We start from the raw sequence: 11052 nt of genomic DNA on the forward strand, positions 1-11052 counted from the left end.
TGTACTGAAAACTGTAACGGATCCAACTGTGTAGATAACTGCTGTGACAACTGTAACGGGTCCAACTGTGCAGATAACTGCTGTGACAACTGTACTGAAAACTGTAACGATGACGATTTTGCAAAAGACTTCCCTGACGACTGTATAGTAATCTGCGACCAAGATTGCGCAGGAAACTAAAAGACCACCTGCAGCAAATAAACCTTAATAGCCTATTATTGATTCAGACTTGATAAACAAGAGGAGAATTTCGAGTACTTTATCTTGGTAACTTATACATTTCCCGATATATCATTCTGATTTTTCGAAATTCTCTTTATTACTTTTTTAATTTACATGATGTTTTAGCCTTTCGTTATTATGATTTGCGCCTTGTTATTATTATTTAAGCTGCATTTTTTAAGACCCTAAAAGGCAGGATTCAACCCTGAGAAACAGAAGGAAACGGCGTTACCAGTACTTTATCTATTCGATTGCCGTCCATATCCGCAACCTCGTACCTCAATCTTCCTAGAACGATATGGTCTCCGGTTACTGGAATTCGCTGCAGGATAAAAATGATCAGCCCTGCTGTGGTACGATAGTACCCAAGTTCCTCACCTGGAAATGAGTCCACAGACAGGACATCTTTAAGTTTCTCAATGGGAGTGTCCCCATCTATCAACCAGGAACCATCTTCCCTAACACTAATCTGTGTCTCCACGGGCTCGCCAAGGGAGCGGACTTCACCCACTATAGCCTCAAGGATATCATGAAGGGTTATTACACCCTGAATACTCCCGTATTCGTCAGTTATAAGGGCAATATGTACTCCGGTTTCCTTGAATGACTCAAGAAGCTTCAGGACTGAGGCGCTTTCAGGTACAAAGAGCGGTTTTGTAACAAGTAATTTGAGATTAACAGTCCCACTTTCCACAAAATTCTCAAGGACTTTTTTTACGGATATCATCCCGACGATATTATTCAGATCACCTTCATATGCAGGAAAATTGGATCTACCGCTTTCGATCATTTTCCGCAGATTTTCATCAGTTTGGTCTTCAAGGTCAAGCGCAATAAGGTCAGTGCGATGCGTCATAAGAGAATCTACACGTCGGTCACCGATCTCAAGCACACTTTCTATCATGCTTAATTCGGCTTTCTCAAACACTCCAGCTCTGGCTCCTTCCTCAAACATAATCTTAATTTCCTCTTCTGTTACCGGGGGCTCAACAGTCTTCCTGACTTTCATGACCCTGAGCACAGCTTCGGTAGAACTACTGAGAATAACTACAAGCGGCCTTGCAATAATAGAAAGATAAAACATAGGTTTTGCGATACTGGAGGCAATTGATTCCGCATTATTGAGCGCAAGCCTTTTTGGGACAAGTTCTCCGAAAATTAAGGTCAGGTAAGTAATTAAGAGCACTACAAGAGTGATGCTTATCACGTTACTGTACGGAGAAAGGGCAGGAAATTTTTCAAGGTATACTGCAAACTCTTCTGATATCGTAGCTCCACCAAACGCACCTGTAAAGATTCCTACAAGAGTAATTCCTATCTGGATCGTTGAGAGAAAAGGAGTTGGCTCATTAGCAAGCTTAAGTGCAACAGCTGCCCGTTTATCTCCTTCTTCCTCCCGTTGCTTCAAGCGGGTTTTCTTTGCAGATACAAGAGCAAATTCTGACATGGAAAATATGCCATTGAGTGCGATCAAAACAAGGACGATTGCGATCTCAAGTAAATATGCCATTTTAAAGGTATTGGTCTGGTTATAACATAAAGTTATTTATAATCTTTAGAAAAATTTATGCATCTATATACTTCTTATCTTACTACGAGTATCTCTATTTTTATTCACTCGTTTTTTCGTAGAGTAGCTAATTTTCCTGCAATTTCGACCGACTGCCGACCCCTTTGGAATTCTCTCCACAACCCAGATTTTAATTCTTACAGCTTCAATTTAATTCTTACAGCCCCAATAAGTCCTACAACTCCAATCTTAATTCTTACAGCTCCAATCTTAAGCCCTGTATTTTTTTCAATCTGAAAACGAGTAAGATTTTCCCGTTTTATTCCAACAGATTTTTTAAATTTATCTTTAGAAAATCTTTCCAGGCCTGTCTTCGTTTATTGCTCTGATCCTTCTGAGCAATACAGGATGTGTTGAAAACAAATTGGTAGACCAGACCCAGAAACCTTCAGGACTTACTGTGGTTTCAAGGTATTCCTCATAATCAACAACTTTGTAAAGGTGTTCGCCTGCTGAAAGAACTATAAGCCCTTTTTCGCCTGAAGGAACGAGCCGAATTGCAATTCTGTCCGAAGTATATTCCCTTGCCCGGCTCAGGGCAGTCCATAGAAAGTCCTTGAGGACAGGCACAAAAGCAATTGGAAAGATAGCAAGATTGTAGAGTAGGGTCACATGTCCTGCCTTTATGTGGGCCAGTTCGTGAGCAACAATGAACTCAAGTGAATCAAAGTCTCCTTCCCTGTATGCGACCTCAACTATATCCGCGTAAAAAACCACATAATTTTTTCGGAAGTACAGCCGGGTAGCAAACGCGTTTAAAATCCCGCCTTCCTGAATTAAAAAGGCATCCGGAACTTCTTTAAAGTTCAGTTCATAAGAAAGGCGTTTTATGACTTCATAGAGTTCAGGAAACTGCTTTTCTGAAAGTTTGATCGCATTTGCCATCATTCCTCCGTAGGTCTGCCCGGAAACAAATGAGAGAAATGCAATCGCTGCCGGAACTACCAGTATATATTCAGGCCCGAGTTCTTCAGGATATAGAAGTGGAACTGTCATTAGTGTGACATAAATAAAAATACTGATCAGCAGGCAGATAACAAAAAGAGGTATTTCGGCAGGATGTCTGAGATTTCTTACTTCGCTATCCAGCAAGTTATTCTTTCCCCCACTTTTCTCAAAATGAAATTATATTGCCAAAATTAAGATGATATTGCAAAGTTCAGTAAAGAGTATATTGCACATCGATTACATATTAATTTTCTTAAGAAATAGCAGGTTTCACAGGAATTTAATTCATGGGAAGCTTTTGCCGAAGTACTTGAGCGTGCAATAAATGAGTATAAAAACGGGGTATTAACACAGTGCAGGCTATAGAAGAGCTCCTCTATCTAGTAAAGAAAATCAGTGAAGATGATAAAAGAGGTGAAGGATTAGAGATGATAAAAGAGGTGAAGGATTAGAGATGATAAAAGAGGTGAAGGATTAGGCTTGAATAGTGAAAAAATTGCTTTTTATGAAGCTCTTGCTGACAATAAAAGTGTCGTGGAAATCCTGGCAATGAAACATTAAGGCTCATGGCAGTCGAACTTGTCAAGATTATTCGGCAAAATGCAGGCGTTGACTGAACTCTCCGGAAAAATATCCAAGCAAAAATAAAGGTCAATGTAAAACGATTGTTGAAAAAGTACGGATATCCTTCATGTCATTAAGCGAAGAAGCTTTCTGGGATTGAACAAAAACTTCTGGCTACTATTTGCTTCCCAAAGTGGGATAAACGCAGAGTGAAATTTGAAAAATAGCAGTATTGATATACTGTTATAAGTTTTTAAATAGAATCAAAAATTTTTAAGTGGACTCGGCGGGATTCGAACCCGCGGCCTTTACGTTGCGAACGTAACGATCTTCCCCTGATCTACGAGCCCTTTTGGAGAAAGGAGAATATAGAAGATGGTTTTTCCGGACACATTGTCCGGGTCTTTTCTCCTCTTAAATACGATAGACATCCACAACCTGGACGTTTTCAACGCCGGAAACTTTTGCAAAGGCTTCTTCTGCAGGCTCAGTTCCGCCTTCTTCATCATTAACTATTAATGTTACAATCAGAGCATTCAAACCAAAAGCAATAGGCTCTTCAACAATATCTCCGTGAAGGTCTGCTCCTGCTGGAATTACGCCCTTTATCTTCCCTTTCAGCTCTCCAAGGTCAGTATCAACGCTTTCTGGCATAATTTTAATCTTTGCTGCAACGTCACCCATTCTTATTCCTCTACTTTTATCTGATCTTTTTGACCGAGTTTTATTTCATTTACATTTTTGGCATAAATCTGGTTCGGGATTATTGCCTAATCAGGGTGCCTTGTATCCGCACTTGGGGCAGGTGTATACGTTACCCTGCTGCCTGCAGCTTCCACATCTTCCTATTTCTGATCCGCACTGCGGGCAGGGAAACTTTACATAACCCTTTTCCACGAGGCGAATTCCGCATGAAGTACAGTATTCAACTTTTTGTGCTGACATTTTTTTTCTCCTTAATGGTTACTTCAAATTAATAGTTATTTCAAATAGTGAATTTTGTAACGAATTGCCGGTGAATTAGGCGCCTTCCTTAAGCATCAAGCTTCTGCTTTTCCTGGCACCTTTGTTAACGTTAGCAAATTTAATGAACTGAATTTAATTAATGCTTTTGGACATGCTGTGCTTCTTCTGCCCTAGTCATATACGATATACGATTTAAATATTCCCCTTTACCACAGTACCGAGCACAGACTTTCCATACACGGCCTGAATTACTCTATCCGAAGATTTCCCGTTTACAATCAGGCACTCCATTCGGTTTTTCAGAAGAAATTCCGGCAGGGCAAAATCAATACAGCTTTCACGACTTCCTCTATAGCTGTCAGCAGAAATTTCCCTGACTAATTTCCCATTTCTGAATATGCCGTCCACATCCGTGGCCTTTATTAAGGTTGCCCCAATCTGCTTTGCAACCCAGGCCGCGATAGTATCCGAGGTCACATCCCAGCTATGAGGCAGAGGATCCTTTGTTCTCAAGAGCCTGTATGGGAAAAGAACAGATACACCCTGAGGCAGACTAGCTATCGAATCTATTCCCAGTGCGCGGCTTTTATCCTTCAGATAGCAGGCATACTGTTCCATACCCAGTATAGCCATCCAGTGAGCTGCATCCGCACTCAGCGAAAATCTCTCATCAGTTTTCCTTACAGCATCAGCAAAAATGCCTCCTCCGGGTACTATTAGAATGGAATAAGGATGTTCTTCGGATGTACATGCTTCCTCTGGAATTCTCGGGCTCTCTGAGCCAAATTCCTTTACCAACCTGTCTACAAGCTCGGGAGCCTCTTTGATAAGGCTTCCTCCTATTTTAATTACCACTCTCATAGTTTTTCCTTTCAGGCAACCGTTGAGCCGCAACCGTTGCGCCGGTTGATCACGCCGTCATGACGTTTTAGATTTAGCAGTAGTTTTCGGTCAAGCCTTTTTTCAAAAGGGTTGTGCCACAACCGTTGCGCCGGTTGATCACGCCGACCACGTTGTGGTTGGAGTTTTCGCTTAAGCCTTTTTTGAAAAGGCTTGCGAGCAAGCAGTTTTTTGAAAGAGCTTGTTTTTAAAAAGGCTTGCAGGCAAGCAGCCTGGCAGCCGCATATGCCGGAAAGACTTTTGAGATCTCTTCTCCCCAGCGTCCAGATACTGAAATACATTCGAAACCAAGCCGCTCTGCAGCTTCCTTTATAAGAAACTCCCCAAGGCCTGCAGCTGCGATTCTTTTAAGCCCGTTCCTTTCTGCAACTTCGGAAATCGCTTCAGCCAGGACAGAGATTTGTTTTTCCTTTACCTGGGCCGCAATTTCGTAGATATCGTCTTCCTGGATTTCGGAAAGGTCTGCACATACTAGCCTTGCAAGCCTGCGCATAGCATCAGTTTTGCTCCTGCCTGCTCCATCAGCGGTCTCGCATGTGTACATATTTTCATCAATTTTTCCAAGCAGGAGATAAGCGTCTGCAGTTGTAGCAAAGAGTTCGGAAGCTGTCCTACACCAGCCCTTTTCAAGTTTTACTTTTTCTAAAAGTGCGGCAAGGTTTGTCCGGAGGGTGCCTGCATATACTAGCTCACTTCTGACCAGTCGCTCAAAGTCAGTAAGCCCGGCTTTATGTTCTCCTGACAGGATAGGAATAATATCGCTTGTTGTACTTCCCACATCCACAAAAATACAGTCTCCGATCTCTTCTCCTATCAACTTAGTTGAAGCCGCCCAGTTGGCAGCAGCAAGTTCTCTCATATCGTCAGCTTCACTCTGGAACTTCCCCAGACTGTTTATATAAGACACCTTTGAGAGTCCAAAGGCAGAATCGACACATGACTTTATAAAGCGGATTCCCTGTTCCTTATCCTCAAAGCAGTCCGCAAGTTCACCGGTCATAACAATAGCAACTTTTTCGGGCTGCAGCCGCTGTGCGATTTCCTTTAAAACTTCCGGAAGCCGTGTATTCTTCCAGAGGGGCAAATAGTGCAGTTCTACAATAGTTCCGTCCGAGGAGGCAAGTTTAGTATTCGCTCCTCCAATATCAAGCCCGATAACTTTAGAATTCATTTTTGAGCCCTTTGTCATGTTTTTTTCAATCTGTTCTCTATCTTTCAAGCCTCTGGCTTTTTAACTGTTCCTTATATTTCAAGCTTCAGGCTTTTCAATCTGTTTCCTACCTTTCAAGCTCTTCCGAAAAGCTCGCCCAATGCATCCTTTGAAAAGCGGTATTCTCCCTCAATATGTATAGAGTCCGGAAGTTCTCCAAACTTATTTTTCAAAAGCAGGTCTCCAATTTCTTCTCGCATAACGCGGCTAATGCCGAAAAGCGAAGCTGTAGGCCTGGGATTTACATCTACTACATACGGAAGGTCAGCAAGTATGATGTCTACACCCACATATCCGAAACAGTCCAGACATTTGACTGTGGAGATTGCGGTTTCATAGAGTTCGTCTCGCCTTGGAGTCTGGTAAGGAGTAAGGCTTCCGTTGTATTTTATGCCGGAAACTCCTGTTTTCTCATTTTCTCTGGTTTTAACCTCTTTCTCGCCAAACTCTATAAACTGACAGTTTACAGTAAGAGGAAGCGGTTTTTTTCCTGCGATAAGGCTTACGCTCAGAGTTTTTCCTTCAACATACTCGCTTGCAATAAATTCTTCGTTGTTCTCAAACTCTGTGACGAGGTATGTTGTCTCTGCACCGCAGCCGAACCTGGGCTTTGTAACATACTTTTTGCCTTCTTCAGCTTTTTTTGCGATCTCAGGGGCTTTAATTCCGGCTTTCGTCAGAATTTCCGTGCACATCAGCTTATCAGCACAGCAGGCTGCCGACTGAGGTGAACATCCCAGGTTTACGGTATTTTCTTCAAGGACTTTATTCAACTCGGGAAGCATGGAATCAGGTGCAATAATCAGCCCTGCATCACAGTCCTTTGCCTTTTTCTCAATTACCTGCATGAAATTTTCAGCTGTAGATTCAATGCACGTGCCTGTGCAGATTTCCGTACCTGCTGAAGGGTAGTATACCTCGTGCCCAAGACGAACAAAGCTTTCCGAAAGGGTTTTTAGCATGGCAGCTCCCTCCGGGATAAGGGACTTTTCAATGTCCGTGCCGACAGCAAATTCTGCAATCAGGATTTTCATCGGAAAGGAAAAACTCGGGAACTTATTTATTACTTTTTGTCCCAGGTCTTTTCAAAAAAATACTTAATGTGCAACCGTTGAGCTGCAATCGTTGCACCGATTGATCACGCTGTTATGACTTTTTTGATTTAGCAGTAGTTTTCGGTCAAGTCTTTTTTAAAGGGTTGTGCCACAACCGTTGCGCCGGTTGATCACGCCGACTGCATTTGTTGCTGGATTTTTCGGTCAAGTCCTTTTTAAAAGGCTTGCGGTCAGGCAGTTTTTAAAAAGGCTTACTAAAAATGAAATTGCGTATGTAAAAGTTTATATAAATTATACAGTTTATAACATAAAGTTAAACGTTGAAAAACATAAAGGTGCCTGGTACTATTAACAGCATAAACCCAAATACTCAGTCGATCTTTGAAAACCCGTTTGTCAAAACCCTTGCCATTGCGGTTTTCATGGGTATATTCCTGGTTGATATGGGGCTCGGGCTCTTTGAGGTTTTTTCCACAAAAGAAAGTCCATTGCCCTCCGCAGTCGTACTTTTGATCTTTGCGGTAATGTTTATTGCAGGCATGGTTTTTTACGAAAAACGTGGGCTGGATACCCCAAGTTCCCTTGTCGGTGGAGCTCTTGCAGGTTTTGGCTTTTCCTTTGTGTTTGTGTCGCTTGTAGGCGGCGTACAGTTTGCACTGGGAGGAGGAATTTCAGCCATCGGGTGGGACCAGGTGATTTCGGCAGTTGCGGCTTCCATGATTGCAAGCGTAGTAATGCTCAAAACACTTTTCGATAAACTTCAAAACCACTTTTACTGATTTTTCTTTTTCTTCGCTTTCTTGAGTGATGTGTATCTTCAAATACCCAAAAATTATTTATAGAATTACAAACAATCACAGATCAGGACGAGCGAAACCGTTGTACTTACTTGATGGGGTTCGACTAATGAAAATATTCAATAAAGAAAAGAACACGGATTCTAAAGAAGATGCCCAGGCTGGGACTGAAAATTCTGAAGCCCAAAATTCTGGTTCTTCGGCGGAAGAGATTAATGAAGCACGGGAAAACCCCGAGGAGGCTTCTGCCAGTTCGGAAGCTGAGAAAAGTCCTGAAGTCAGGTGCCAGGAGGAGAAACAGGTTCTCATGGATAAGTACTACCGGCTTGCAGCAGACTTTGACAATTTCAGAAAACGGACCGCCCGCCAGATGGAGGAAAACCGGAAAGCTGCTCTCGAGCAGGTACTTCTTGACTTTCTGGAAGTAACGGATAATTTTGATCGCGCCCTTAAATCTGCAAAAACCGCAGAGGATATGAACTCGATCGTCGGTGGAATAGAACAACTTTCAAGGCAGTTTTTCTCAATCCTCGAAAAATATGGGATTGAGAAGATTGAGAGTGAAAAAGCCAGTGAATTTGACCCTCACAGGCATGAAGCAATTCAACATATCGAGACCTCTGAAGTCCCGGACAATACTATAGTAGAGGTTTACAAAACCGGATATGCTCTTAACTCTAAAGTTATCAGGCCTGCTATGGTCTCAGTGGCCAGAAATCCTGATGAAGCCGAGAAATAAAGGAGAAAAATCTTACTCCTGAATTAAAGCATACTTACTCTCTAATTAAACTGAACATAATTAAACTGAACAACTTTACTCTAACTTTACCAGATAACTTAATTACTAATTTAACTTAATGATTTGTCTAAATATTTTGTAACGTTATGATTGAATGAAAACTTTAATTGAATAATTTAATCAGGTAATCTAGTGAGGATAAAACATGGCAAAAATACTGGGTATTGACCTTGGTACTACGAATTCATGCATGGCAGTAATGGAAGGCGGGGAAGCTGTCGTGATCCCAAATGCCGAAGGCGCCAGGACAACTCCGTCAGTAGTTGGATTTTCCAAAAAAGGAGAGAAACTTGTAGGCCAGGTTGCAAAGAGGCAGGCCATTTCAAATCCTGAAAATACTGTTTATTCCATTAAAAGGCATATGGGAGACGCCGATTACAAGGTGACTCTTCAGGGAACACAGTATAAGCCGCAGGAAATTTCCGCAATGATCCTTCAGAAGCTTAAAGCCGATGCAGAAGCTTATCTTGGAGAGACCATCAAACAGGCTGTTATTACGGTTCCTGCCTACTTCAATGACGCCCAGAGACAGGCTACAAAGGACGCAGGGGCAATTGCAGGCCTTGATGTCCTGAGAATTATCAATGAGCCAACTTCCGCATCCCTGGCTTATGGTCTCGATAAGGGAGATATAGAACAAACAATTCTTGTCTACGACCTGGGAGGCGGAACCTTTGATGTATCTATTCTCGAACTTGGAAGCGGAGTCTTTGAGGTGAAATCTACAAGCGGTGATACTCACCTTGGAGGAGATGATTTCGACCAGCGTATAGTTAACTACTTACTCGCCGAGTTCAGGAAAAACGAGGGAATTGACCTCTCCAAAGACAAGGCCGTACTCCAGCGCTTAACCGATGCTGCGGAAAAAGCCAAGATCGAGCTGTCCGGAGTTGCAAGTACAAATATCAACCTTCCCTTCCTGACAGTTGGTACGGATGGAGAACCAAAGCACCTTGATATCGACCTGACAAGGGCTCAGTTCCAGAAGATGACCGAGGACCTCCTTGAAAAGACTCTTGTATCTATGCGTCAGGCTCTTAGCGACGCAAAGCTCACTCCAAATGATCTCGATAAAGTGATTCTTGTAGGAGGTTCCACAAGGATGCCTGCAGTAGTCGAGCTTGTGGAAAACTTTACAGGCAAGAAACCCTACAAGAACATCAACCCAGATGAGGCAGTTGCAATCGGGGCAGCCATCCAGGCAGGTGTGCTTGGGGGCGAAGTCAAAGATGTCTTGCTGCTTGATGTTACTCCTCTAACTCTCGGAATCGAAACGCTCGGAGGTATAGCAACCCCCCTTATCCCGAGAAACACGACAATTCCTACCAAGAAAAGTCAGGTTTTCTCAACTGCTGCTGATAACCAGCCTTCAGTAGAGATTCATGTCCTTCAGGGAGAAAGAGGAGTTGCTTCCGAAAACAAGACTCTCGGCCGCTTTACTCTGGATGGTATACCACCAGCTCCAAGAGGCATACCGCAGATTGAAGTTACCTTTGATATCGACGCAAATGGAATTCTGCATGTAGGTGCAAAAGACCTTGGAACCGGTAAGGAACAGTCCATTTCCATCCAGAAGCCGGGTGGACTCTCAGATGAAGAAATCGATCGCATGGTCAAAGACGCAGAATTGCATGCCGAAGAAGACAAAAAGCGCAAAGAAGATGTCGAGACCAAGAACAATGCCGAAGCTCTGATTAACGCTGCGGAAAAGACTTTGAAGGAAGCCGAAGATGTGGCAACCGAAGACCAGAAGTCAAAGGTAACTGCCGCAGTCGACGACCTTAAGAAAGCTCTTGAAGGTACGGACATCGAAGCCATTAAGTCAAAAACCGAAGCTCTTCAGGAAGCAGTATACCCAATTTCTACTGCAATGTACCAGAAAGCTCAACAGGCTCAGCAGGCTCAGCAGGCTGAAGGCGGAGCAGCAGAAAGCCATGATGCACAAGGTCCTGATGAGACAGTCGTTGATGCCGATTATGAGGTAGTTGACGACGAAAAGCGTAAATAAATAAATAAATAAA

General features: G+C 42.8%; 13 protein-coding genes, 1 tRNA gene and 1 pseudogene. 6 read left to right on the forward strand and 9 right to left on the reverse strand.

Features of this window, described 5'->3' with window-relative positions; translation table 11 throughout:
• Positions 1–180 (forward strand): hypothetical protein (locus tag A9239_RS19370; protein WP_218104560.1); only part of this gene is annotated, 180 nt, incomplete at its 5' end.
• 241 nt (positions 181–421) lie between these two features.
• On the opposite strand, the gene A9239_RS06715 is transcribed toward A9239_RS19370, so the two are convergent.
• Together A9239_RS06715 and A9239_RS06720 are read right to left on the reverse strand one after the other, a co-directional pair.
• Positions 422–1732: a hemolysin family protein gene (locus A9239_RS06715; RefSeq protein ID WP_048155079.1), complete on the reverse strand. Its 1311-nt coding sequence runs from the start codon at positions 1730–1732 to the stop codon at positions 422–424.
• A gap of 348 nt (positions 1733–2080) precedes the next feature.
• A complete protein-coding gene (locus A9239_RS06720) occupies positions 2081–2884 on the reverse strand; it encodes a M48 family metallopeptidase (RefSeq protein ID WP_052712727.1) in 804 nt (267 codons plus the stop codon).
• A gap of 303 nt (positions 2885–3187) precedes the next feature.
• Here A9239_RS06720 and A9239_RS20880 point away from each other — a divergent pair, with 303 nt between their 5' ends.
• Complete coding sequence (locus A9239_RS20880; protein ID WP_141706394.1) at positions 3188–3301, forward strand: type I restriction enzyme endonuclease domain-containing protein; 114 nt, start codon at positions 3188–3190, stop codon at positions 3299–3301.
• Positions 3302–3369: 68 nt separating this feature from the next.
• Positions 3370–3441: pseudogene (locus tag A9239_RS20885) on the forward strand (hypothetical protein); the annotation flags it as partial.
• Between the two features lie 141 nt (positions 3442–3582).
• Here the strand turns inward: A9239_RS20885 and A9239_RS06725 are convergent.
• From A9239_RS06725 to A9239_RS06750, 7 genes are all read right to left on the reverse strand, one after another.
• Positions 3583–3654, reverse strand: a tRNA-Ala gene (locus tag A9239_RS06725).
• A gap of 64 nt (positions 3655–3718) precedes the next feature.
• Complete coding sequence (locus A9239_RS06730; protein WP_048118753.1) at positions 3719–3988, reverse strand: elongation factor 1-beta; 270 nt, start codon at positions 3986–3988, stop codon at positions 3719–3721.
• A 90-nt stretch (positions 3989–4078) separates the two neighbouring features.
• On the reverse strand, positions 4079–4249 hold the full coding sequence (locus A9239_RS06735) for a zinc finger domain-containing protein (RefSeq protein ID WP_011308351.1): 171 nt from the start codon (positions 4247–4249) through the stop codon (positions 4079–4081).
• A 213-nt stretch (positions 4250–4462) separates the two neighbouring features.
• A complete protein-coding gene (locus tag A9239_RS06740) occupies positions 4463–5131 on the reverse strand; it encodes an amino acid kinase (protein WP_048118752.1) in 669 nt (222 codons plus the stop codon).
• Positions 5132–5204: 73 nt separating this feature from the next.
• A complete protein-coding gene (locus A9239_RS20285) occupies positions 5205–5333 on the reverse strand; it encodes a hypothetical protein (RefSeq protein ID WP_255361916.1) in 129 nt (42 codons plus the stop codon).
• Positions 5334–5357: 24 nt separating this feature from the next.
• The gene (locus A9239_RS06745) at positions 5358–6341 is read right to left on the reverse strand and encodes a hydantoinase/oxoprolinase family protein (RefSeq protein WP_048156874.1); all 984 of its coding nucleotides are present in this window, start codon (positions 6339–6341) and stop codon (positions 5358–5360) included.
• 113 nt (positions 6342–6454) lie between these two features.
• Positions 6455–7414 (reverse strand): ATP-grasp domain-containing protein, encoded by a 960-nt coding sequence (locus A9239_RS06750; RefSeq protein WP_048118748.1) that lies wholly within the window; start codon positions 7412–7414, stop codon positions 6455–6457.
• A gap of 341 nt (positions 7415–7755) precedes the next feature.
• Between A9239_RS06750 and A9239_RS06760 the strand changes: the two genes are divergently transcribed.
• From A9239_RS06760 to dnaK, 3 genes are all read left to right on the forward strand, one after another.
• On the forward strand, positions 7756–8214 hold the full coding sequence (locus tag A9239_RS06760) for a heat-shock protein (protein ID WP_080941496.1): 459 nt from the start codon (positions 7756–7758) through the stop codon (positions 8212–8214).
• Between the two features lie 127 nt (positions 8215–8341).
• The gene (grpE, locus tag A9239_RS06765) at positions 8342–8971 is read left to right on the forward strand and encodes a nucleotide exchange factor GrpE (RefSeq protein ID WP_048118744.1); all 630 of its coding nucleotides are present in this window, start codon (positions 8342–8344) and stop codon (positions 8969–8971) included.
• Positions 8972–9176: 205 nt separating this feature from the next.
• Positions 9177–11039 (forward strand): molecular chaperone DnaK, encoded by a 1863-nt coding sequence (gene dnaK / locus A9239_RS06770; RefSeq protein ID WP_048118742.1) that lies wholly within the window; start codon positions 9177–9179, stop codon positions 11037–11039.
• The last annotated feature ends 13 nt before the right edge of the window (positions 11040–11052 follow it).

The sequence above is a fragment of the Methanosarcina sp. A14 genome (genome assembly GCF_001729375.1).
GTDB classification, from domain to species: Archaea; Halobacteriota; Methanosarcinia; order Methanosarcinales; family Methanosarcinaceae; genus Methanosarcina; species Methanosarcina barkeri.

Excerpts from the sequence above, each read along its gene's own strand:
- A9239_RS06715 (WP_048155079.1), bottom strand. The coding sequence starts at position 1,732 with ATGGCATATTTACTTGAGATCGCAATCGTCCTTGTTTTGATCGCACTC.
- A9239_RS06730 (WP_048118753.1), bottom strand. The coding sequence starts at position 3,988 with ATGGGTGACGTTGCAGCAAAGATTAAAATTATGCCAGAAAGCGTTGAT.
- A9239_RS06735 (WP_011308351.1), bottom strand. The coding sequence starts at position 4,249 with ATGTCAGCACAAAAAGTTGAATACTGTACTTCATGCGGAATTCGCCTC.
- A9239_RS06740 (WP_048118752.1), bottom strand. The coding sequence starts at position 5,131 with ATGAGAGTGGTAATTAAAATAGGAGGAAGCCTTATCAAAGAGGCTCCC.
- A9239_RS06745 (WP_048156874.1), bottom strand. The coding sequence starts at position 6,341 with ATGAATTCTAAAGTTATCGGGCTTGATATTGGAGGAGCGAATACTAAA.
- A9239_RS06750 (WP_048118748.1), bottom strand. The coding sequence starts at position 7,414 with ATGAAAATCCTGATTGCAGAATTTGCTGTCGGCACGGACATTGAAAAG.
- grpE (WP_048118744.1), top strand. The coding sequence starts at position 8,342 with ATGAAAATATTCAATAAAGAAAAGAACACGGATTCTAAAGAAGATGCC.
- dnaK (WP_048118742.1), top strand. The coding sequence starts at position 9,177 with ATGGCAAAAATACTGGGTATTGACCTTGGTACTACGAATTCATGCATG.